Source organism: Streptomyces cinereoruber (genome assembly GCF_009299385.1).
Classification (GTDB): domain Bacteria; phylum Actinomycetota; class Actinomycetes; order Streptomycetales; family Streptomycetaceae; genus Streptomyces; species Streptomyces bikiniensis.
The window spans coordinates 2,772,930-2,796,312 of record NZ_CP023693.1 but is presented as its reverse complement, the minus strand read 5'-3'; the positions used below and the strand labels follow the sequence as shown (position 1 = coordinate 2,796,312).

The window sequence follows — 23,383 nt, the reverse complement described above, 5'->3', positions numbered from 1 at the left end:
CGGTCGCCTGGGGCGGGTCCGTCAGGCCGGGGTCGCTATGGACGGCCAGAGGGTCTGGAGGGTGCGGACCGTTTCGCGGATCGCCGGGCGGCGGGCCGCGCCCGTGCGCCACATCGCGTGCAGGCGCCGCTTCGGCATCGGGTCCAGGCGGATCGGCGCCACCTCCGGCGGCAGCGCCCCGCGCCCCAGGCGGGGGACCAGGGCGATGCCCAGACCGGCCGCCACCAGGGCCACCTGCGTGTGGTTCTCGCCCGCCTGATGGACGATCAGCGGCTCGTACCCGGTCGCCCGCAGCGTCCGGACGAGCCAGTCGTGGCATACCGACCCCGGCGGCTGCGAGATCCACCGCTCGCCCGCCAGCTCCTCCCGTCGCACCGACTCCCGCGCCGCCAGCGGATGCTCCCGGGGGACGAGGATGTCGCACAGGTCGTCGCCGACCACCGCCTGGTCGACCCCCGGCGGGGCCGGCAGCGGTGCGATGTCCCAGTCGTGCGCCACCGCCAGGTCGATCACGCCCCGCGCCACCAGGTCCACCGACAGGTGCGTGTCCACCTCCGAGAGCCGGACGTCCAGATCGGGGTGGCGCCGGGTCAGCTCCGCGAGCGCCCGCGGCATCAGACCGCGCGCCGCGCTCGGGAAGCAGCCGATCGCGAGCCGTCCGGCGGGCTTCCCGCGCCGCTCTTCCAGGCGCACCTCCGCCTCCTCCATCAGGGCGAGGAGCCGGCTCGTGGTGGCGGCCAGCTGGTGGGCCTCGTCGGTGAGCCGGATGCCCCGGCCCTGCCGTTCCAGCAGGGTGGTGCCGGTCTCCCGCTCCAGCTTGGTGATCTGCTGGGAGACCGCGGACGGGGTGTAGCCCAGGGCCTCGGCGGCGGCGCCCACCGTCTTGTGGACGGAGACGGCGTGCAGGGCCCGCAGTCGGCCGATGTCCAGCACGGTGACCACCTCGGAGGCCTCGGGGGAGCGGGGACGAAGCGCCGGATGAAGCGCTGCTACATCCAACCATGTAGCGATCCGTGCTGGTGCTACACGGTCGCCGAGGGGATCCTCGGACCATGCGCCCCGCACACATCGCCCTGGCAGCGCTGGTCGCCGCCGTCTGGGGAGTCAACTTCGTCGTCATCGAGATCGGCCTCGGCCACTTCCCGCCGCTGCTCTTCTCGGCCCTCCGGTTCCTCGCCGCCGCCCTGCCCGCCGTCTTCCTCGTCGGCCGCCCCAAGGTGGCCTGGAAGTGGATCGTGGGCGTCGGACTCGTCCTGGGCGTGGCCAAGTTCGGCCTGCTCTTCATCGGCATGGACCTGGGGGCCCCGGCCGGGCTCTCCTCGCTGGTCCTCCAGGTCCAGGCGGTCTTCACGGCCCTGTTCGCCTTCGCCCTCCTCGGGGAGCGGCCGGGCCGCGTCAAGGTGGCCGGCATGGCGATCGCCCTCGCGGGCATCGCGGTCGCGGCGGTCGACGAGGGCACCTCGGGCCCCCTGGTGGGCTTCCTCCTGGTGATCGGCGCGGCGGTCTGCTGGGGCGTCTCCAACGTCCTGACCCGCAAGGCCTCCCCGCCCGACGCGCTCAACTTCATGGTCTGGGTCAGCACCGTGCCCGTCCTGCCGCTGCTCGTCCTCTCGCTCCTCGTGGAGGGCCCCGAGCGGGGACTCGCCGCGCTGCGCGGGCTCGACTGGGCGGGCCTCGGCGTCATCGCCTACGTCGCCTGGGCCGTCACCATCTTCGGCTTCGGCGCGTGGGGCTGGCTGCTGCGCCGCTATCCGGCCTCCTCCGTGGCGCCGTTCTCGCTCCTCGTCCCGGTCTTCGGGATGTCGGCGGCGGCCCTGTTCCTGGGGGAGGGGATCAGCGGAGCGCGCTGGTGCGCGGCGGCGCTGCTCGTCGGCGGCGTGGCGCTGACCTCGCTGTGGCGGGGCGCGCCGCCCCCCGCCCCGCCGGCGGCGACGCCCGCGGAACGGGAGACGGCTCCCCGGGACCGGCTGCCCGGCGGCGGCCCGACCGGCAGCCGGGCCGACGTCCCGACCGGCAGCCGGGCCGACGCCCACTCCGGCAGCCGGACCGACGACCTGTCCGGCAGTCCCTCCGGCGGCCCGGCTAGTGGCCGCTGAACGGCTCCTTGCTGAGCAGGTAGCCGGCGTGCAGCCGGTTACGGGCACCGATGCTTTTCATGATGTGGGAGATGTGCCGCTGGCAGTTCCGCAGGGAAATTCCGACGACCTGGGCTATTCGTTTGTCGGATTCCCCTTGGGTGAGAAGCGAGATGATGGCGTGCTGGATTTCGGACGTGGCCGCGACCCGGTCGGACCTGCGCTCCTCGGGCGAGAGGTCGGAAGCGATCGTCCAGACCCGGTCGAAGGCCTCCGCCACGAAAGCGACGAGCTGCGGGTCCCGTACGATCACGGCGCCTTTCGAGTCGCCGACGAGCGGCAGGATGCCGACCTTCCGGTCGAATACGATGCACCGCGGAAAACCTCCCGCGAGGGTCCGCACCTGGGCCCCGAGGGGGGTCACCAGGTCCACGTACGAGAGGGTCGCGGGGCTGAAGCGGGCGGTGTGCTGGTAGAGCGTCCGCATCCTGACCCCCCGGCCGAGCAGCCTGGTGGTGCGGTCCATACTGTCGGCGAGCACCTCCTCCACGCGGGCGCCGCCCGGCTGCGAGGAGAGCGCCTCGTCGCAGCACTCGTCCGCGAAGCCGGTGATCAGCCGGCGCACGTCGGACAGCTCGTGGACGATCTCCAGCGAGCAGTGGGCGTGCTGCGCGCGCGGAGTGCTCAACTCCAGCTGGTCCAGGCCGCTCCGGAGCTCGTCGACGAGCGCCTGGGTGCGGTTCAGCTCCCGCTGGAGCGGGTTGAGGACCTTCACGCGGGCGAAGTCCACGGGATGCGGGACCAGTGGCTCCGGCCCGACGCCGCCGGCGCTCCCGGTGCTCAGGAGCCCCAGTTCGCGCAGGTCCCGGACGGCTTCCTCGGTCTCGTGCGCCGCCATGTCGAGCGCCTTCGCGGCGGTCTCGACCGTGCACCCGGGCGATTCCGAGGCGAACCGGTACAAACGATCCGCCGATTCACGCAGCGGTGGAGGGCTAATCGCACCGCTTCTTCCGGTTTCATTCAATGTATCCCCCTGTCATGTTTCCGCCAGGAGCAACATGATCCCAGAGGGGACTGGTCTAGAAACGGCTTTCCGCCGGAGGATGGGCGAAGCGCTGACGACCTCAACGCTCATCCGAAAGGTAGGAGTTTTCCATGGCACGTGCAGCGAGAAACATTCTCGCCATCACGGCTTCCGCGGCTCTGTCCTTCCTTCTCGTCCAGGGGACCGGTGCCCAGGAAGAGCGCGCATTCCTCGCCGGATCCGGCCAGAGCAAAGTGATCAACGACCTCGGGTGGGGATGACCATGCCTCGTAGCAAGTCGTACAACACGTACTCCAGCCTCCAGCGTCCCGAGTTCCGCAAGCGCGTGGACGAGCTCCTCCTGAAGTTCGAGCGTGACTTCTACGAGAAGAGCAAGGGCGCGGAGGGCATGCTCGACGCGAACAGCTTCGACATGGACCTCTACAAGCGCCACAACGTGGAGACCATGATCCGGATCGGTCTCAAGCGCGCCGTGGACCCGCTGGTCGCCAACTACTGGGCCACCCGCGACCCGCAGCTCTCCAAGGAATGGGGCCTGTACGGCGCCGAGGAGGGCCGCCACGACCGCATGTTCGCCGGCGACCTGCACAAGGTCGGCATGACGGACGAGGAGATCTACGCGATCCGTCCGACCTTCGCCACCGAGCTGCTGAACGGCTACTTCTACTACACGCTCGCCACCGAGGGCCCGCTCGCCTCGATGATCAGCGGCTTCTACCTCGAGTACATCGCGGGCAAGACCCAGCCCGACTGGCTCGACATCATGGAGCAGCACGTCGGCGCCAACAACACCAAGGGCGCCCGCGCGCACCTCGCGCTCGACGAGGACGACGACCACGTCGACATGGTCTGGAACATGATCATGCGCGTGATCAAGACCGAGGAGGACGAGGAGCGCTTCGTGGAGCACCTCACGAAGATCAACTCCCTCTTCGTCTCGTACTTCGTGGAGGTCTACGCCTCCACGGTCCTGGGCCTCGGCTCCGACCCGTCGCAGCTGACGCAGGCCGCCCCCGCCGCAGCGGTGCAGACCAACCTGCAGGCCCGGGCCGCCGCGGTCTGACGTTCCGGGCCCGCGGCCCCGGAGGCGGCGACGCCCCGGGACGCGCCGCGGACCCCTCCGGCACCCGAACACCCCCCTGGCGGCACCGGACACCGCGTACCCACACTCCCGCCCCGCGCCGCCCGCCGCGGCGCCGGGCGGTGCGGGCGGCGGTGTCCGGTGTCCCTGCGGGCTGCCCACCGTCCGGCACACCCACGGGAAGACGCATGCGATACGAATGGCCGCGCGAACTGTCCGAGAAGGACATGCGCGAGATGATCGAGCTGATGGACGCCGTCGCGGTCAAGGAGCAGACCCTCGGCTTCTACGAGCCCGTCGGCCAGGAGAAGGGCCTGCCGCTGATGCGGGCCTTCGACGCCGACCTGCGCAAGGGAGCGATCGACGTCCTCGCGGTCCGCGACGAGGAGGACGACCGGATCGTCGGCATGGTGACCCTCGCCCGGGCCCCGCTGCCGGCCCGCCGCCACATCGTCGACATGCGACGGTGCGTCATCGCCCCCGACCGCCGGGGCCAGTTCCTCCTGGAGGGCTGGTCCGAGGCCCTGCACAAGGCGCGCTCCATGGGCTGCGAGGTCATCACCCTCGAAGTCCGCAGCGACGGCCCCGTCGGCCTCTGGGAGCGGCTCGGCTTCCGCGAGTACGGGCGGCTGCCCGACTACGCCCGCCTCGACGGGCGCGAGGCCGTCACCGGCCACTACCTGTACGCGCGGATCGCCGACGTCCTGGCCCACTTCGAGGCCACCGGCACCTGGCTGCACGAGCCCCAGCAGGAGAGCGCCGCCCTCGCGGGCTGACCCCTCTCCCCGTACCACCCCTTTCCCCGTACGCCCCCGCGTTCCCGGGCGCGTACGTCTCCACCCCGCTCCCGGACCCGCGCGCGCCGCGGGACGGCCCGTCGTGCCGTCCCGGACCGGCCCCCGGCGCGCCGCCGCACGTCCGGAGCACCCCGCCGGCGCGCCCTTCCGCGCGCCCGGCGCCCACACACCCGCACGGCCTCACCGAAGGGCACACCCATGTCCAAGATCGCCGTCCTCACCAACGACCTCCAGTACGAGCTCGTGGAGAAGAACCCCGAGCGCGTCGCGGCCGTCGCCGCCGCCACCCCGCACTTCACCGCCTTCCTGGACGAGATCCGCCGCCGCGGCCACCACGTCTTCCACCTCCAGCTCGTCAACGACCCCGACGACCCGAACGCCGAGCGCTACGACGGGCACCTCCCGGTCCAGCGCGGCACCCGCGGCGCCGAGGTCATCGAGGACTTCCTCGCCCCCGAGGACGTCGTCATGGAGAAGAGCAAGGACTCCGGCTTCTACGAGACGGACCTGCACGAGCGCCTCCAGGCCCTCGGCGTCGACACCGTCCTCATCACCGGCATGCAGACGCAGATCTGCGTCCAGACCACCGCCGCCGACGCCTTCTTCCGCGGCTACAACATCTGGGTCCCCTCCGACTGCGTCGTCTCCGCCCGCCAGGAGGACAAGGACCGCGCCCTGGAGTGGCTGGACGGCTACTGCGCCACCGTCTCCGACTCCGCCGAGGTCATCAGCGTCCTGGACGCCGAGGGCGCCCTGCCCCGCAAGAACATCAAGACCCCGTGACCGCGACCCTCCCCGACCCAGGAGCAGCCATGACCGCGAGCACGGCCGGCAGCAGTGACGAGATCCTCCTCGACCACGGCACCGGGGCGAAGCTGAGCCAGGAACTGGTCCAGCTCATCGCCGACACCCTCGGCGACGTCTACGTCGGCATCATGGAGGACAGCGCGATCCTCCCGGTCGAGACCGGACGCATCGCCATGACGACGGACTCCTTCGTCGTCGACCCGCCGTTCTTCGGCAACGGCGACATCGGCAAGATCGCCGTCTGCGGCACGGTCAACGACCTCGCCGTGGCCGGATCCCGCCCCAAGTACCTCACCCTGGGCCTGATCCTGGAGACCGGCCTGCCGATCGAACGCCTCAAGCAGGTCCTCGTGTCGATCCGCGAGACGGCCCGCGAGGCCGGCGTGCAGATCGTCGGCGGCGACACCAAGGTGGTCCGCAAGGGCGAGGCCGACCAGCTCTACCTCAACACCGCGGGCGTCGGCGTCTTCGAGCGCGAGCCGCTCTCCATGACCGACGTGCGCCCCGGCGACAAGGTCATCCTCAGCGGCCCCATCGGCAACCACACCGTCCACCTGCTCTCCATCCGCGAAGGCCTCGGCTTCGAGCAGCGCGTGGACAGCGACTGCGCCCCGCTGAACAACCTCATCGACGGGGTCCTCGACCGGGTGCCGGCCGGTGCCGTCCGCTCCATGCGCGACGTCACCCGCGGCGGACTGACCGCCGTCCTCCACGAGTACGCCGGGAAGCTCGGCCGCACCATCCGGGTCGACACCCCCAGCCTGCCGATCCAGCACGAGACCGCCATGGCGGCCGACATGCTCGGCATCAACCCGCTGCACTGCGCCAACGAGGGCTGCCTCGCCGTCTTCGTGGACCCCGCCGCCGAGGCGGACGTCCTGGCGGCCCTGCGCTCCCTCCCGTACGGCGAGCACGCCGTGACCATCGGCGAGATCTCCGAGGACACCGAGGTCCTGGTGCTGCTGCGGGACGCCGACGGCCGGGAGACGCAGCTGGAAGAACTCCTCGGGGCCGAACTGCCCCGGCTCTGCTGAGGACCCGACCAGGAAGCGAGGGGATCACCATGAGCACCGTGACGTCTCCGCCGGACACCGCGACCTCCCCGCCGGGCACCGAGGAGTGGCGGCTGCGGGTCACCGGGGTGGTGCAGGGCGTCGGCTACCGGCCGTTCGTCTACAAGCTGGCCCGCGAACTGGGCCTCTCCGGCTGGGTCCGCAACGACCCCGAGGGCGTCCTCGTGGAGGCGTCCGGACCGGACGCCGCCCTGGCCGCCTTCGCCGCGGGCCTGAAGGACCGCGCGCCCGAACTCGCGCGCGTCGACGGTGTCGTGGTGACCCGGGGGCTCCCCGCGGGCAGCGTGCCCGCGGGCCCCTTCACCATCGTCCACAGCGAACACTCCGGCGCCCGCACCGCCCTGCTCCCCGCCGACACCCACGTCTGCGGCGACTGCCAGGGCGAGCTGCGGGACCCGAACGACCGGCGCCACCGCTACCCGTTCATCAACTGCACCAACTGCGGGCCGCGCTACTCCATCATCCGGGACCTGCCCTACGACCGGCCGGCCACCACCATGGCCTCCTTCACCATGTGCGCCGCCTGCAAGGCCGAGTACGAGGACCCGCTCGACCGGCGCTACCACGCCCAGCCCAACGCCTGCCCCGACTGCGGGCCCCGGCTCCTCCTCACCGACCGGGAGGGCCGCACCACCGAGGGCGACACCGCCCTGCGCGGCGCCGCCCAGGTCCTCGCCGACGGCGGGATCGTCGCCGTCAAGAGCGTCGGCGGCTTCCACCTCGCCGTGGACGCCACCCAGCCCGAGGCCGTCGCCCTGCTGCGCCGCCGCAAGCGCCGCGACTCCAAGCCCTTCGCGGTGATGGTCCGCGACCTGGCCACCGCCCAGCGCCTCGCCGTCCTCTCCGAGGACGAGATCGACGTCCTGCGCTCCCCGGCCCGCCCCATCCTGCTCGCCCGCAAACAGCCCGACGCCCTGCCCGAGTCGGTCGCGCCCCGCAACCCCAACCTCGGGATCATGCTGCCGTCGGCGCCCCACCACCACCTGCTCCTGGACGAACCCGGTCTGGAAGCCCTGGTGATGACCAGCGGCAACATCTCCGGCTACCCCATCGCGTACCGCAACGAAGAGGCCCTGGAACAGCTCTTCGAGATCGCGGACACCATCCTCTACCACGACCGCGACATCGAGATCCGCGTGGACGACTCCGTCGTCCGGCTCTCCGTCCACGACGAACTCGACGCGCCTCTGCTCCAGTTCGTCCGCCGGGCCCGCGGCTACGCCCCGTACCCCGTGGACGTCGGCCGCGAGGTGGCGCCCGCCGTCGCCCTCGGCGCCGAGCTGAAGACCACGGTCGCCCTGTCGCACGGCAGCAAGGTCTTCCTCAGCCAGCACATCGGCGACCTCAAGAACGACGAGACCTTCGCCTCCCACCGGCGCACCGCCCGCCACCTCGCCCGGCTCTACGCCCTGGAGCCGCGCCTGACCGCGCACGACCTGCACCCGCAGTTCCGCTCCACCCGGGCGGCGCTCGACGGAGACGGAGCGGGGGACGGGGACGGCGCCGGGCGGGCCGTGGTCGAGGTGCAGCACCACCACGCCCACATGGCCTCCTGCATGGCCGAGAACCACGTCACCGGCACCACCCTCGGCGTCGTCTTCGACGGCTTCGGCTACGGCGAGGACGGCACCGTCTGGGGCGGCGAGTTCCTGCTCGGCGACTACGCCGCCTACCGGCGCGTCGGACGCCTGCGCCGGCTGCCCCTGATCGGCGGCGACCAGGCCGTCCGCGAACCCGTCCGCACCGGCTACGCCCTCGCCCTCGACGCCTTCGACGGCGACCGGGAGAAGGCCGTCGCCGCCTTCCCCGCCCTCGCCGCACTGGACGAGCAGCAGCGGCACGTGTACGCCACCATGGCCGCCCGGGGGATCAACTCCCCGGCCACCTCCAGCATGGGCCGCCTCTTCGACGGCGCCGCCGCGCTCGCCGGGGTCTGCTCCCGCGCCGAGTACGAGGCCCAGGGGCCGATCGAGCTGGAGGGCCTGCTCGCCCGCGACTCCACCCCGGAGGCCGCGTACCGCTTCGACGCCCGTACGCCCGAGGGGGAGCCGGACGGCCCCGTCGAGGTCGACCCCCGGCCCGTGGTCCGGGCCATGGCCGCCGACCTCGCCGCCGGCCTGCCCGCCGACCGGATCAGCCGCCGCTTCCACACCGCCGTCGTGGAGATGGTCCGCGACCGCTGCCGGGCCTTCCGCGAGGAGACCGGCGTCCGGCAGGTCGTCCTCTCCGGCGGCGTGTTCCTCAACGAGTTCCTGCTGCTCAACTGTCTGACCGGGCTGACCGCCGACGGTTTCGACACCTACGTCCACCGACAGGTCCCGACCAACGACGGCGGCATCGCCCTCGGCCAGGTCATGGTCGCGGACGCCCGTACATCCCCTGGGAAGTGATGACGTGACCACCCGCACGACCGCCCCCGCACCGGACAGCGCACCCACCCCGGACGAGATCTACGCGTACGTCCGGGCCCGCGAATCCGGCGCCCGCACCTACGCGACCGCTTTCGGCCAGGTCCTCCAGGACGGGCGGGGCGCCCGCGTCCGCGACGGCCACGGCACCGAGTACCTCGACTGCCTGGCCGCCGCCGGCACCCTCGCCCTCGGCCACAACCACCCGAAGGTCCTGGACCGGGTCCGCGCCTACCTGGAATCCGGCCAGGTGCAGCAGGCCCTCGACCTCACCACCCCCGCCAAGTACGCCTTCCTGTCGGCGCTCTACGCGAAGCTGCCCGGCACCATGGCGGACACCTTCCGCACCCAGTTCTGCGGGCCCGCCGGGGCCGACGCCACCGAGGCCGCGATCAAGCTCTTCAAGACCGCCACCGGCCGCCGCACGGTCCTCTCCTTCCACGGCGCCTACCACGGCATGACGGCCGGCTCGCTGGCCCTCACCGGCAACCTGGACGCCAAGGAACCGGTGGCCTCGCTCATGCCGGACGTGCACCACCTGCCGTACCCCTACGACTACCGCTGCCCCTTCGGCCTCGGCGGCGACCAGGGGATCCGGGTCGGACTCACCTACATCGAGCGGCTGCTCACCGACCCCGAGAGCGGGATCACCAAGCCCGCCGCCGTCTTCGTGGAGGCCGTGCAGGGCGAGGGCGGCGTGATCCCCGCGCCCCCCGAGTGGCTGCGCGGACTGCGCGAGATCACCGCCCGCCTCGACATCCCGCTCGTCCTGGACGAGATCCAGGCCGGCTGGGGCCGCACCGGCACCATGTGGGCCTTCGAGGAGGCCGGCATCGAACCCGACGCCGTCCTCGTCTCCAAGGCCGTCGGCGGCGGCTTCCCGCTCGCCCTGATGCTCTACCGCGACACGTACGACGCCTGGCGGCCCGGCGCCCACGCGGGCACCTTCCGCGGCAACCAGATCGCCCTGGTGGCGGGCGCCGCCGCCCTGGAGGTCTTGGCCGAAGAAGGACTCGTGGAACAGGCCGCCGTCAAGGGAGAGTTGCTCGGCGGCCTGCTGCGGCGCCTCGCCCTGACCCGTCCGGAGATCGGCGACGTCCGCGGCAGGGGCCTGATGTGGGGCGTCGAGCTCGTCGACCCGGACGGCGAGGCCGACGCCCTGGGCGCCCGGCCCGCCGACGGCGACCGCGCCCGCCGCGTCAAGAAGGCCTGCCTCGAACACGGACTCCTTCTGGAGAGCGGCGGTCGGCACGGCGCCGTGCTCCGGCTCCTTCCGCCCCTCACCATCACGGAGGAAGAGATCCACGCGGTGGTCGGCGCCCTGGAGAAGGCCCTCATCGACTGCGCCTGAGGGCGCGTCCGGGGGCCCGCTCCCGGGCGCGGGGCACCACGTGAACAACGCGACGACGTGAAGGAACGAAGCACATGACGACGGCAACCGGTGCCGGGCAGTGGCGGGTCGACTTCGACGCCGAGGTGGTCTTCAGCAACGGCGGCTCCCTGCGGACCGAGGGCTTCCGGCTCGACATCCCCGGTGACGACATCGACGACGCCGCCCTGGGCGAACTCCTCGTCCGCCACCTGGGGCTGCTGATGGTCGGCGGTACGGCCATCACCCGCAAGGAGCTGATCCGGGAGCCGCACAAGGGCTCGCGGAACACCGGGACGGAGGGCGGCGCGCCCGTCCGCCGCACGCTCGACCTGACCGGGCCCGGCACCCGCCTCGACCGGCCCGCCGGGGCGCCGGAGGGCATCGAGGGCCTGGTCGACCTGCCCGTCGCCCTGGTCCGGCTCGTGGGCGCGGACGAGCCGGTCGCCGACCGGCTCGCGCTCGCGCCCTTCGCACCGGCCGGGCACGCCGTCGTCGTCCACACCGGCCGCCCGGACGGCCCCTGGCTCACCCCGGACGCCGCCGCGCTCCTCGCCGAGCGCGGCGCGGCCCTGGTCGCCACCGACGCCGCCGACCGCGACGACCCGGCGACCAAGGCCCTCACCGAGGCCGGCCTCCCCGTCCTCACGGGCCTGACCGGCCTGACGGACCTCCCGGCCACCGACGTCCGCCTGCACGCGGTCCCGCACCCGGGCGGGGTACGGGTGTACGGGGTGGCCGAATGAGCACCTCGGAGATAGGCACGGGGGCGGTGCCTCCGGCCAGGACGAAGGCTCCGGAGGCCCCGGCCCCCACGGCTCCGGCCGGCAAGGCACCCGCCCCCGCCCGCAAGCCCCGGCGCGAACTTCTCGCCGCCAGTGTCGGGTCCGTCGTGGAGGCGTACGACTGGACGATCTACGGGGTGCTCGCGCCGTACTTCGCCGAGCAGTTGTTCCCCGGGTCCTCGCCCACCGCCCGGCTGATCGCCGCCTACCTCGGCTTCGCGCTCGGCTTCCTGGTGCGGCCGCTCGGCAGCGTCGTCATCGGGCGGCTCACCGACACCCGGGGGCGCCGCTTCGGGCTCACCCTCACCGTCGGCCTGATCGCGGCCGGTTCGCTGCTCCTCGCGGTGATCCCCGGCCACGCCTCGATCGGCATCGCGGCCCCGCTCCTCGTGGTCGCCGCCCGGCTCGTGCAGGGCCTGTCCGTCGGCGCCGAGAACCCGAGCGCCGCCGCGTACGTCACCGAGACGGCCCCCGGCCGCAGCCGGTACTTCTACAGCGCCGTCTCCTACGGCGGCGTGGTCCTCGGCAGCGCCCTGTCGTTCGTCGTGCTCGCCGTCCTGCTCGGGGTGTTCGGGGAGGCGGGCGTCGAGGACGGCGCCTGGCGCCTCGCCTTCGTCTTCGGCGCCCTGCTCGGCCTGACGGCCCTGTGGATCCGGCGCGGCGCGGCCGAGAGCGAGGTCTTCGCCGAAGAGGCGGGGAAGCGCAGCAAGGCGAGCCCCTGGCCCGTCCTGCGGGCCCACCTCGGCCCGCTCTCCGTCGTGTTCGCCATCACCTCCGGCGCCACCACCGTCTTCTACTTCCTCACGGTCGACTTCCCGGCGTACGCCGCCGACGCGGGCGCCGCCACCAAGGAGGAGGCCTCCGGGGCCCTGCTCCTCGGCATGGTGGCGCTCCTCGGCGGCATGCTCGCGGCGGGGAGGGCGGCCGACCGGTTCGGGGCCCTGCCCGTCCTGCGGACCGGCTTCGCGGGGCTCGCGCTCGGCTCCGTACCGCTGCTCGCCGGCATGGTCGCGGGCCGCGTGCCCGTCCCGGTCGTCACGGTGGCGCTGCTGTTCCTGCTCGCCCTGCCCCTCGCCGTCAGCAACGTCTTCGCGGGGCAGCTCTTCCCGCCCGCCGTCCGGGCGGTCGCCGTCGGCCTGCCGGCCGCCCTCGCGATCAGCGTCTTCGGCGGCACCTTCCCGGCCCTCGCCGAGTGGCTGCGCTCCACCGGTCACGGCGGCTGGGTGCCGTGGTGGCCGGCGATCACCTGCGCGGCGGCGCTGCTCGCCTCCTGGGGCGTGCGCGAGCACCCCCGTCCCGACACCCCCGTCTCCGAGTGAGGACGCCATGGACTCCCTGACCGCAGTGCTCGACGCGCTGGAACCGCTGTTCCCCGCCCTGGAGGCCGACTACCAGGACCTGCACGCCCACCCCGAGCTCGCCTTCCAGGAGAAGCGCACGGCGGCCCTGGTCGCGGAGCGCCTCGCGGCGCAGGGCGGCTGGGAGGTCACCACGGGCGTGGGCCGCACCGGCGTGGTCGCCGTCCTGCGCAACGGCGAGGGCCCGACGGTCATGCTCCGCGCCGACATGGACGCCCTGCCGGTGAAGGAGGCCACGGGCCTGCCGTACGCGAGCACGGTGACCGCCACCGACGACTCCGGCACCGAGGTCCCGGTGATGCACGCCTGCGGCCACGACCTGCACGTGGCCGCCCTGCTCGGGGCGTGCGCGCTGCTCTCCTCCCGCACGGAGCACTGGAAGGGCACGGTCGTGGCCGTCTTCCAGCCCGGCGAGGAGAGCGGCTACGGCGCCCGCGCGATGGTCGACGACGGCCTGTTCGAGCGCTTCCCGAAGCCGGACGTCATCCTCGGCCAGCACGTCGGCCCCGGCCCGGTCGGCCTCATCGCCACCTGCCCCGGCACCGTCATGGGCGCCACGGACTCCATCACGGTCAAGCTCTTCGGGCGCGGCGGCCACGGCTCCAAGCCGGAGTCGGCCGTGGACCCGGTCCTCATGGCCGCCTCCCTGGTCCTGCGGCTCCAGACCATCGTGTCCCGCGAGACCCCCGCCCAGGAGCCGGTGGTGGTCACCGTCGGCAAGCTGCACGCGGGCACCACGGCCGCCGTCATCCCGGACACGGCCGAGCTCGGCATCAACGTCCGCACCAGCTCGGCCCCCGTCCGCGACAAGGTCCTCGCCGCCATCGAGCGCCTGGCGAAGGCCGAGTCGGACGCGGCCGGCGCGACCGCCGAGCCGGAGATCACCCCGGTCTACCACCTGCCGATGACGGTCAACGACACGGCCGCCGCCGAGCGGGTCGCCGACGCGCACCGGAAGGCCTTCGGCGACGCGGCCGTGATGACGATGGGCCCGACCACGGCCAGCGAGGACTTCGGCATCCTGGCGACGGCGGCGCAGGTGCCGTCCGTGTACTGGTTCTGGGGCGGCCTCGACCCGGAGGTGTTCACGGCCGCGTTCGCCGCCGGGCGCCTGGACGAGGACATCCCGCAGAACCACGCGCCCACCTTCGCCCCGCAGTCGGGCCCCGCCCTGACCGTCGGCGTCCGCTCGATGGTGGCGGCGGCCCTGTCCTGGCTGGCGGCCGCGGGGGAGGCGACCGCATGACCAGGACCCGCCCGCACGTGACGGTCCTGCACCGCTGGCGGGACACCCACGCGCTGTACGCCGACTACGTCGACCACACCACCCACCGGGTCACGTACATCAGCACCGAACTCGGCCGCGCCTCCGTACCCGAGGGTGCCGAGGCCGTCGTCACCGTCGGCCTCACCGACGACCTGCCCGCCGTACGCGAAGCCCTCGTCTCGCTCGTCGGGCGGTACGGCCCGCCGGAGGCACTGGTCGCCCTCAACGAGGGCGACCTCGACACGGCGGCCCTGGTCCGCGAGGAGTTCGGGATCGCCGGGCAGACCCCGGAGGAGCTGGCGGTCTTCCGCGACAAGCTCCTGATGTGCACGACGGTGGCCGCCGCCGGCATCCCGGTGCCGGCCCTCGCCCACGTCCCCGACCCCGACGTCGTACGGGAGTTCGGGCGTGCGCACGGCTGGCCGCTGGTCTGCAAGCCGCACCGGGGCACCGCCAGCAGGGGAGTGGTCCGGCTCGACTCCGAGGCCGACCTGGACGCGCACCCGGAGCTGGCCGCCGACCTCGCGGCCGAACCCTTCCTCGCCCAGACGTACGTGGACGCCCCGATCCTGCACATCGACGGCCTGTGGGAGGGCGACCGGCTCGGCGGCTGGACCGCCTCCCGCTACGTGGGCGGCACCTGCGCCGACTTCACCCAGGGCAACTGGCTGGGCTCGGTCGAGGAGGACGACCCGGTGCTGCTCGCCGCCGTGGAGCCGTTCGCCGCCGCCGTCGGGGCCGCCCTCGGCGGGGGCCGGCCGTGGGTCTTCCACCTGGAGGCGTTCGTCACCCGGGGCGCGGACGGCGGCCCCGCCCTGGTCTTCCTGGAGTGCGGGGCCCGGGTCGGCGGCGGCGAGATCCCCTTCACCTGGCGGGACGTCCACGGCGCCGACCTGATGGCCGCGGCGGCCGACATCCAGCTCGGCCGGGCGCCGGTCCTGCCGGCCCCGAAGACCGGCGAGGTCGGCGGCTACCTGCTCCTGCCGCTGCCCGTCCCCGCACCCTGCCTGGTCGAACGCGCCGACTGGACCGCGCCGCCCGCCGAGGACCGCATGCCGTACGCGGTGCTGCACGTGCCCGTCGGCCAACGGGTCCCGCCGATCAGCGGATACGAGCACGTCGGCACCCGCTTCCGCTTCCGGGGCCCGTCCACCGCCGCCGTGGAGGAGGCCATCGGGACCTCCGCGCACGGCTTCCGGCTCACCTGCACGCCCCTGGACACGTAGCAGGCCCGAACCCCGGGCCGCACCCGCACCATCCGCACCACCGGGCCCAGCACCACCCGTACCGCCTGCCGCACCCCGGCCCCACGCACCGCCCCGCATCGGAAAGGAACACACACCGTGTCCGTCATGACCACCGAACGCCCGCGCGTCATCCTGGTCGGCAGCCGCATCCGGCAGTACCGGGAGTACGCGCTCGCCTCCCTCGCCGCGCGGTACGAGGTCACCCTGATCGCCCCCGAGGCGCCCGGCTGGCAGGCGAAGTACGTCGACACCCACCGGATCGCCGACACGACGGACGCGCACAAGCTCTTCCCCTCCGTCGCCGACCTGCGCGGCGAGGTCGCCGAGGCCGCGATCGTCACCTGGGACGAGTGGTCGCTCGCCGCCGTCTCCTCGGTGGCCGCCCGCCTCGGCCTGCGGGCCATGGACCCGGCCGCCGCCAAGATCTGCCGCGACAAGTACGCCACCCGGCAGGCCCTGGAGGCCGCCGGGATGGCGGCCGTCCGCCACGCCCCGGCCGCGAGCGAGGACGAGGCCGTGGCCGCCGCCGAGGCCATTGGCTTCCCCGTCGTCGTCAAGCCCCGCACCCTCGGCGGCAGCTTCGGCGTCATGGTGGCCCGCGACGCCGACGGCCTGCGCCAGGCCTACCGGCTCGCCGCCGCCAGCCGCCTCCAGGGCGCCGGGACCGCCGACACCGTCCTGGTCGAGGAGTACGTCGAGGGCCCCGAACTGAGCGTGGACAGCACCGTCGTGGACGGCGTCGTCACCCCCGTCTGCGTCGCCCGCAAGCGCCTCGGCCCCCAGCCGTACTTCGAGGAGGTCGGCCACCTGGTCACCGGCTGGCAGGACGAGCCGTGGGCCGAGGCCGTCGTGCAACTGGTCAAGGACTCGCACCGGGCCGTCGGCGTCGACTACGGCGTCACCCACACCGAGCTGCGCGTCAGCGCCGACGGGCCCCGCCTGATCGAGCTGAACGGGCGCCTCGGCGGCGACCTCATCCCGCACGTCCACCAGCTCGCCACCGGCATCGACCTGGCGGTCGCCGCCGCCGAGATCGCCTTCGAGCGCGTCCCCGACCTCACCCCCACCCGCGCGCTCAGCGGCGAGATCCGCTTCCTCTACCCCTCGTACGACGGCACCATCGACCGGGTCGTCCTGCCCGACCCGTCCGAGGTCGACGGCCTGGTCGAGGCCGTGGCCCTCGTGGAGCCCGGCGACGAGCTCCAGCTCCCGCCGCGCGGCCTCACCCCGCGCTCCGCCGCCCTCATCGCCGTCGGCGAGGACCCGGTCGAGACCCGCCGCGCCCTGGACCGGGCCGAAGGGCTCTCCCGCACCGAGGTGACCGGCGCCAGCACCCATAAGCTCGGCGCCCGCGTCGAGAACGCCGTCACCCGCCGCTTCTTCGACCACGAGCGCACCGCCGCCCGCATGACGGTCTCCGGCGTCCGGGGCGTCGAATGGTTCCGCTACGGCGCCGGCGGCGGCGAGGGCCTCAACCGCCCCGTCTTCCTCAGCGCCGAGGACGTCACCGGCCTCGAACGCGACCTCAACGGCCTCTTCGAGCTCCTCAAGTCCGTCCCCGGGCGCCTCTTCGGCGGCGACCTGCGCGCCTTCGCCAAGGCCGTCGGCATGAGCGACACCCAGGCCGACCTGGTGCTGCGCGGCGCGGTCGAGGAGATCCCGCCGCTGTCCCGCGCCGACCTCTACCGCGAGACCGGCGGCTTCCGCCTCATGGAGCTGAACACCGGCACCTCGCTCGGCGGCTGGCAGATGGGCGAGTTCGCCCGCGCCCTGATCAAGGACGAGGAGTTCGCCGCCTTCGCCGCCGCCGAGGACCTGGTCTACCCCGACCCGCTGGCCCGCATCACCGACGTACTGCGTCGCCAGGCCCCCTCCCTCGCCGGGATCGAGCGCCCGCTGCTCGCCATCACCGACTGGCCCGACGGCTTCGAGAAGTCCAAGTGCTGGATGGAGTTCGTCGTCCCCGCCTTCAAGGACCTCGGCTTCGACCCGGTCGTCTGCCACCTCGGGGACTTCACCTACGAGGACGGCAAGGTCGTGTACGACGGGCGGCGCGTCGACGTCGTCTACCGCCTGTTCCTGCCCGGCGAGATGCCGGACGAGCCCCGCACGTACGACCTCGTCAACCCGCTCCTGGACGCCGCCGAGGCCGGACAGGTCGAGCTGTTCGCCTCGCTCGACTGCGAGCTGTACGGCAACAAGGGCAGCCTCGCCATGCTCAGCGACGAGCGCAACCGGGCCGCCCTCACCGAGGAGGAGCGCGACCTCGTCGACCGGATCCTGCCCTGGACCCGCTTCGTCCGCGACGAGAAGGTCACCTTCGAGGGCGAGAAGATCGACCTCCTGCCGTACGCCGTCGCCAACAAGGACCTCCTGGTCCTCAAGCCGACGCTGCTCTACGGCGGCGTCGGCGTCACCCCCGGCTGGACCACCGACCAGAAGGAGTGGGTGGAGAAGCTGCACCAGGCCGTCGGCGGCCCCTTCGTCCTCCAGCGCCGCCTGCTCCCCACCACCGAGCGGTTCCTCTCCGAGGACGGCGTCACCACCGAGGACATGGCCGTCGCCTACGGCACCCTCATGGTCGACGGGAAGTACGCCGGCACCCTGGCCCGCGGCGTCACCGACCCGGCCGTCGGCATCGTCAGCATGCTGCGCGGCGCCCAGATCGGCTGCGCCTTCCACGTGGCCGACCCGGCCTCCGGCGAGGAGGAAGCGTGACCGGGTCGCAGGACTCGCACGACGCGCACGACCCGCACGACGCGAACGGATCGGACAGCTTGAACGGCTCCAACGGCTCCACCGGTTCCAGCGGCTCGACGGGACCGGCCGACCCCACCGGGTCGGCCGGCCCGGCGGCCCCCGGCGACGGCGCACCCGCCGCCGCCGGGGGCCGGGAACGCGGCGCGCTGTGGCGCGACGCCGAGTTCATGAAGTTCTGGACGGGCGAGGGCATCTCCCAGATCGGCGCCCAGGTCACCACCCTGGCGCTGCCCCTGACGGCGGTGCTCACCCTGGACGCGTCCTCCTCCCAGGTCGGCCTGGTCAACGCAGCCTCCTACGCCCCGTTCCTGCTCGTCACCCTGCTCGTCGGGGTCTGGGTCGACCGCGTCCGCCGCCGCCCGCTGATGATCACGGCGAACGTGGGGCGCGCCCTGCTCGTCACGGCGGTGCCCCTGCTCGCCGTGGCGGACCTGCTGCGCATCGAGTTCGTGTACGTGGCGGCCCTGCTCATCGGGGCGCTCACCGTCGTCTTCGACGTCGCCTACCAGTCGTACCTGCCGACCCTCATCGGCAAGGAGCACCTGGTGGAGGGCAACAGCAAGCTCCAGGGCACCAGTTCCCTCGCGCAGATCGGCGGCCCCGGCCTCGCCGGTCTGCTCATCGGCTGGGTCACGGCGCCGTACGCCCTGCTCATCAACGGCGCCTCGTACCTGGTCTCCGTGGTCACGCTGCTCGCGGTCCGCAGGCCCGAGCCGCCGCCGGTCGTGCCCGAGCGGCGCACCGGCCTGTGGAAGAGCGTCGGCGACGGCATCCGCATCATCCGGGACAGCGCCCACCTGCGGGCCTGCGCCCTGCAGTCCGGCCTGTACAACTTCTGCTGGATGTCGCTCCAGACCGTCTTCGTGCTGTACGCGGCCCGGCGCCTGGACCTGTCCCCGGGGACGATCGGCCTGCTGCTCGGCACCGGCGCGGTCGGCTCGCTCGGCGGCTCCCTGGTGGCCCGGAGCCTCAAGCGGGCGATGGGGCTCGGGCCCGCGATCCTGGGGGCGCTCGTGCTGTGCTGCGCGGCCCCCGTGATCATCCCGCTGGCCCCCGCGAACGACGGGATCCTCACCCTCGTCCTGTTCGTCGCCGCGTTCGCGCTGATCGGCGCGGGCGGCACGATGGCCAACATCCACATCATCAGCCTGCGCCAGTCGATCACCCCGGACGACCTGCTCGGCCGGATGAACGCCGGCTACCGCTTCGTGTCCTGGGGAATGCTCCCGCTCGGCGCGCTCGCCGGCGGCTGGCTCGGCGACCTGATCGGCCTGCGCGAGACGCTGTTCGTGACCGCCGGGGCCTTCCTCTCGGCGGTCCTCGTGGTGCTCCTGTCCCCGGTCTGGCGCCTCAAGGACTTCCCGCCGCAGATCGGCGCGGAGCCGGACGGGCCGGGCGAGCCGGAAGAGTCGGAGAAGACGGCGGTGAGGTCATGACGGGTGACGGCGGCGGGGCCACGACGGCGGGCGACGGCGACGGGACCGTGACGCGCGACGGCGGCGGGGGCGCCACGGCGGGGGACTTCTCGGGGCTCCTCGCCCGGCGCACCTCCTGGGGCCGCTCCGACGCCATCGACCGCATCCTGTCGGCCGCGAACGCGCCGGGCGTCCTGTCGATGGCCGGCGGCATCCCGGCCCCCGACAGCTTCCCGGTCGCCCGGCTCGCCGAGGTGACGGACCGGGTCCTCTCCCGGTCGGCCGCCTCCGCCCTGCAGTACGCCCCCACGGCCGGTACGACGGCGATGCGCGAGGCGGTGGCCCGGCGCGCGGGCGAGACCGGCGCACCCGTCGGCCCCGAGCGGGCGATGGTCACCGGCGGCAGCCAGCAGGGCCTGGACCTGGTGGCCAGGACCCTCCTGGACGAGGGCGACCTGGTGGCCCTGGACGACCCCAGCTACCTGGGCGCCGTCCAGTCCTTCCGGGGCGCCGGGGCCCGGCTCCTGCCGCTCCCCACGGACCGCGACGGGATGCGGACCGACGTCCTGGCGGAACGGCTCGCGGCCGGCGCCCGGCCCAAACTGGTCTACGTCGTCCCGCACTTCCACAACCCCACCGGCGGCGTGCTCACCACGGAGCGCCGCCGGGACCTCGCGGCCCTGGCCGACCGGTACGGCTTCCTGATCGTCGAGGACGACCCGTACGGCGACCTGGCGTTCGAGGGGGAGCGGCTGCCGTCCACGGACGTGCACGGCGACCGGGTGATCCGGCTGATGAGCCTGTCGAAGACGCTCTGCCCGGGCTTCCGGGTGGCCGGCCTCACCGCCCCGGCGGGCCTGCTCGGCGAACTGGTCGCGGCCAAGCAGAGCAGCGACCTCCAGACGAACACCTTCGGGCAGCACGTCCTCGCCGAACTCCTCGGCGACCCGGCGTTCCTGCCCGCCCACCTCGCCCGGCTGCGCGCCCTGTACGGGGGCAAGGCGCGGGCGACGGCGGCGCTGCTGCGCGAGCGACTGCCGTGGCTCGGCTTCGAGGACCCGCGCGGCGGCCTGTTCTTCTGGTGCTCCGTGGACGACCCCCGGGTCACCTCGGACCTGCTGTACGAGCACGCCCTGGCCCAGGGGCTCGCGCTCGTGCCCGGGGCGCCGTTCTGCGTCGAACAGGACGGCTCCCGGCTGCTGCGGCTCTCCTTCGCGACCCTCGACGAGGAGCAGCGACGGGAGGGCGTCTCGCGCCTGGCGACGGCCTTCGACAAGGCGCGGGCCGACGCGTACTGAACCGTCCCGCTGACCGAACCACCCCCTGAGCACGCCCCACCGGTGCGCGCCGAACCACCCTCCCGGCGCGCACCGTCCCGCACCGCCCCGCCCTTCCGACGACACGCAACGAAGGAGCACGGTCATGACGGCACGCACACACCCCTCGGTGACCGCCGAGTCGCTGGTGGCCCGACTGTTCCAGGTGGTCGACTCCCGCTCGTGGGACGACCTCGGAGAGGTCTTCGCCGACGACGCGGTCTACGAGCGCCCCGGCTACCCGGCCCTGGAGGGCCTGGCCCGGATCCGCCACTTCTACGAGCACGAGCGGATCATCGCCTCCGGCGCCCACGAGGTCGACCAGGTCACCGGCGGCCTCGCCGCGGCGGCCTGCTGGGGCCGCTTCCGCGGCGCGAGCCGCGACGGCACCGCCCTGGACGAGGGCTTCGCCGACACGTACCTGGTCCGCGACGGCAAGATCGCGTACCGGAGGACGTACTTCTACCGCGCGGCGATCTGACACGGGACCCGGGCCCGGGCGGGCGCGTCCCCGGGCGCGGCCCGCGCCCGGCCCGGTCACCGTCCGCCGGGCCGGACCAGGCCGCTCTCGTACGCGTGGACGGCGGCCTGGGTCCGGTCGCGCAGGGACAGCTTGGTGAGGATGCGGCTCACATACGTCTTCACGGTCTGCTCGGCGACGACGAGCCGGGCCGCGATCTCGGCGTTGGAGAGGCCCTGCGCGATGAGCGCCAGGACCTCGGTCTCGCGCTCCGACAGGCCGCCCAGGCGCTCCGCGGGCCGCACGTGCGGGGCGGGGCTGAGCCGGGCGAACTCCGCGATCAGCCGCTTGGTCAGCCGGGGCGCGAGCAGGGCCTCGCCGCGCGCCACGACCCGTACCGCCTCGGCCAGTTCCTCGGCCGACGCGTCCTTGAGGAGGAAGCCGGACGCACCGGCGCGCAGCGCCTCGTACACGTACTCGTCCAGGTCGAAGGTGGTCAGCACGAGCACCTTGACGGTGGCGTCGGCGGGTGAGGTGAGCAGCCGGGTGGCCTCGATGCCGCCGGTGCCGGGCATCCGGATGTCCATGAGGACGACGTCGGGGGAGAGCGCCGCGACCTGGGCGACGGCGTCGGCGCCGTCGACGGCCTGGCCGACGACCTCGATGCCGGGTTCGGCGTTCAGCAGGACGGTGAAGCCCTGCCGCACCATGACCTGGTCGTCCGCGACGAGGACCCTGATGACGTCGTTCATGAACCGTCCTTCGTGGAGGCGGGCCCGGGCCCCGGGTCGGCGGGCAGGAGGGCGGTGACCTCCCAGCCGCCGTCGGGGGTGGGGCCCACGGCGAGTTCGCCGCCCAGCATGGCGGTGCGCTCGCGCATGCCGAGCAGTCCGTGACCGGGCTCCCGGGCGGGGCCGGCGGGGGCGTGGTCGGCCGGGCGGGGAGCGGCGGTGTTGGTGACCCGGACGGTCAGCCCGGTCGGGTGGTGGTGGACCGAGACCGAGGCCCGGGCGCCGGGCGCGTGCCGCACGGCGTTGCTCAGCGCCTCCTGGACGATGCGGTACGCGGAGAGTTCGGTGCCCGGGGAGAGCGGCCGGGGCGTGCCCCGGGTCTCGGCGGTGACGTCGAGCCCGGCGGCCCGGACGTTGGCGAGGAGTTCGTCCAGCCGGTCGAGGGTGGGCTGCGGGGCGTGCCGCACTCCGGCGGCGGCGTCGCCCGGGTCGCCGTCGCCGCGCAGGACGCCGAGGACGCGCCGGAGTTCGGTGAGGGCGTCCACGGCGTTCTGCCGGATGCCGGCCAGGTTCTCGCGGAGCTCCGGGGACGGGTCGGCCACCAGGTGCGGGGCGACCTGGGCCTGGATCGAGATGACGGACATGTGGTGGGCGACGACGTCGTGCAGCTCGCGGGCGATGCGCCCGCGCTCCTCCAGGAGGGCGCGCCGGGCCCGTTCCCCGGCGGTCAGCTCCTCCTGCTCGACGAGGCGGCTGCGGGAGACGCGGGTCGCGCGCAGCGATGTCCCGAGGACGACGGCGAGGGTGAAGGCGACGGCGCCCTGGACGAGGGTGTGGGGCCCCGGGACGTGGTGCGGGACCGCGGCGCCGATCCCGGTGAGCAGGGAGGCCCCGAGGGCGGCGACGGAGGCGGCGGGGCGCACGCGGAGGGCGAGCAGCAGCAGGACGAGGGCGTGCAGCACGAGGCCCGGGGCGCTCCAGGGCCACGCGGCGCCGAAGACCGCCGAGGTCAGGGCGGCGAGGAGGACGAGCGCGGCGACGGAGACCCACAGGGCGGCGGCGGGCCGGACGAGCGCCAGGACGGGCGCGGCGCTCTGCACGACGAGGAGCAGCGAGACGGCGCCGGTGACGGGCTGCATGAAGCCCTCGTACAGGTTCGCGTTCCAGACGCCCATGAGCACGCAGAACAGCACGACGTGCCCATGGGCCAGCCGACCGAGGTACCGGTGGCGGGGCAGCGGGTCGCGGCGTCCCGGCCGCAGGTCGGCGCGCAGGACGTCCGGGAGCGCGCGCAGGGCGTCCGGGGAGGCGCGCAGGGCGTCCGGGGAGGCGCGCAGCGCGCCCGCCCACCGTGTGGTGTCCCCCAACGCGCTTCCCCCGCCCGTTCGT

At 73.7% G+C, this 23,383-nt stretch carries 19 protein-coding genes; 15 read left to right on the top strand and 4 right to left on the bottom strand.

All coding sequences use genetic code 11. From position 1 onward, the window contains the following. Positions 1–21: 21 nt before the first annotated feature. On the bottom strand, positions 22–933 hold the full coding sequence (locus CP977_RS12340; RefSeq protein ID WP_062757078.1) for a LysR family transcriptional regulator: 912 nt from the start codon (positions 931–933) through the stop codon (positions 22–24). Between the two features lie 119 nt (positions 934–1,052). Between CP977_RS12340 and CP977_RS12335 the strand changes: the two genes are divergently transcribed. After that, the gene (locus CP977_RS12335; RefSeq protein ID WP_152370093.1) at positions 1,053–2,096 is read left to right on the top strand and encodes an EamA family transporter; all 1,044 of its coding nucleotides are present in this window, start codon (positions 1,053–1,055) and stop codon (positions 2,094–2,096) included. Here CP977_RS12335 and CP977_RS12330 read toward each other — a convergent pair. Next, positions 2,083–2,973, bottom strand: coding sequence for a LuxR C-terminal-related transcriptional regulator (locus CP977_RS12330; protein ID WP_152370092.1), 891 nt, complete (start codon positions 2,971–2,973; stop codon positions 2,083–2,085). The genes CP977_RS12335 and CP977_RS12330 overlap by 14 nt on opposite strands. A 409-nt stretch (positions 2,974–3,382) precedes the next feature. On the opposite strand from CP977_RS12330, the gene CP977_RS34035 reads away from it, so the two are divergent. The 14 genes from CP977_RS34035 (at position 3,383) to CP977_RS12265 (ending at position 21,284) form a co-directional block, all read left to right on the top strand. Beyond that, positions 3,383–4,183, top strand: coding sequence for a hypothetical protein (locus tag CP977_RS34035; protein ID WP_063915211.1), 801 nt, complete (start codon positions 3,383–3,385; stop codon positions 4,181–4,183). Between the two features lie 206 nt (positions 4,184–4,389). Beyond that, the gene (locus CP977_RS34030; RefSeq protein WP_062755484.1) at positions 4,390–4,977 is read left to right on the top strand and encodes a GNAT family N-acetyltransferase; all 588 of its coding nucleotides are present in this window, start codon (positions 4,390–4,392) and stop codon (positions 4,975–4,977) included. A 219-nt stretch (positions 4,978–5,196) separates the two neighbouring features. Then, positions 5,197–5,781 (top strand): cysteine hydrolase family protein, encoded by a 585-nt coding sequence (locus tag CP977_RS12320; protein ID WP_062755486.1) that lies wholly within the window; start codon positions 5,197–5,199, stop codon positions 5,779–5,781. Between the two features lie 29 nt (positions 5,782–5,810). Then, on the top strand, positions 5,811–6,839 hold the full coding sequence (hypE, locus tag CP977_RS12315; RefSeq protein ID WP_062755489.1) for a hydrogenase expression/formation protein HypE: 1,029 nt from the start codon (positions 5,811–5,813) through the stop codon (positions 6,837–6,839). Positions 6,840–6,868: 29 nt separating this feature from the next. Next, positions 6,869–9,268 (top strand): carbamoyltransferase HypF, encoded by a 2,400-nt coding sequence (hypF, locus tag CP977_RS12310; protein WP_062755491.1) that lies wholly within the window; start codon positions 6,869–6,871, stop codon positions 9,266–9,268. Between the two features lie 4 nt (positions 9,269–9,272). After that, positions 9,273–10,637, top strand: coding sequence for a diaminobutyrate--2-oxoglutarate transaminase family protein (locus CP977_RS12305; RefSeq protein WP_229991631.1), 1,365 nt, complete (start codon positions 9,273–9,275; stop codon positions 10,635–10,637). A gap of 74 nt (positions 10,638–10,711) precedes the next feature. Next, entirely contained in the window at positions 10,712–11,401 is a 690-nt protein-coding gene (locus CP977_RS12300; protein ID WP_152370091.1) for a cyclase family protein, read from the top strand. Further along, positions 11,398–12,759: an MFS transporter gene (locus CP977_RS12295; protein WP_152370090.1), complete on the top strand. Its 1,362-nt coding sequence runs from the start codon at positions 11,398–11,400 to the stop codon at positions 12,757–12,759. The genes CP977_RS12300 and CP977_RS12295 overlap by 4 nt, the downstream gene beginning before the upstream one ends. 7 nt (positions 12,760–12,766) lie before the next feature. Beyond that, complete coding sequence (locus CP977_RS12290) at positions 12,767–14,044, top strand: amidohydrolase (protein ID WP_109185994.1); 1,278 nt, start codon at positions 12,767–12,769, stop codon at positions 14,042–14,044. Continuing rightward, positions 14,041–15,291 carry an ATP-grasp domain-containing protein gene (locus CP977_RS12285; protein WP_152370089.1) on the top strand — a complete coding sequence of 417 codons (1,251 nt, stop codon included), beginning with the start codon at positions 14,041–14,043 and terminating at the stop codon, positions 15,289–15,291. Before CP977_RS12290 ends, CP977_RS12285 begins: the two co-directional genes overlap by 4 nt. A gap of 126 nt (positions 15,292–15,417) precedes the next feature. Next, entirely contained in the window at positions 15,418–18,030 is a 2,613-nt protein-coding gene (locus CP977_RS12280) for an ATP-grasp domain-containing protein (protein ID WP_152370088.1), read from the top strand. Continuing rightward, entirely contained in the window at positions 18,027–19,508 is a 1,482-nt protein-coding gene (locus tag CP977_RS34025; RefSeq protein ID WP_167308935.1) for an MFS transporter, read from the top strand. The genes CP977_RS12280 and CP977_RS34025 overlap by 4 nt, the downstream gene beginning before the upstream one ends. Further along, the gene (locus CP977_RS12270; protein WP_079131200.1) at positions 19,505–20,785 is read left to right on the top strand and encodes an aminotransferase-like domain-containing protein; all 1,281 of its coding nucleotides are present in this window, start codon (positions 19,505–19,507) and stop codon (positions 20,783–20,785) included. The genes CP977_RS34025 and CP977_RS12270 overlap by 4 nt, the downstream gene beginning before the upstream one ends. A 124-nt stretch (positions 20,786–20,909) precedes the next feature. Next, positions 20,910–21,284, top strand: coding sequence for a nuclear transport factor 2 family protein (locus CP977_RS12265; protein WP_152370087.1), 375 nt, complete (start codon positions 20,910–20,912; stop codon positions 21,282–21,284). Between the two features lie 56 nt (positions 21,285–21,340). Here CP977_RS12265 and CP977_RS12260 read toward each other — a convergent pair whose 3' ends face one another. Both CP977_RS12260 and CP977_RS12255 read right to left on the bottom strand, forming a co-directional pair. Continuing rightward, a complete protein-coding gene (locus tag CP977_RS12260; RefSeq protein ID WP_062755504.1) occupies positions 21,341–22,015 on the bottom strand; it encodes a response regulator in 675 nt (224 codons plus the stop codon). Further along, a complete protein-coding gene (locus CP977_RS12255) occupies positions 22,012–23,361 on the bottom strand; it encodes a sensor histidine kinase (protein WP_229991632.1) in 1,350 nt (449 codons plus the stop codon). The genes CP977_RS12260 and CP977_RS12255 overlap by 4 nt, the downstream gene beginning before the upstream one ends. Between the last annotated feature and the right edge of the window lie 22 nt (positions 23,362–23,383).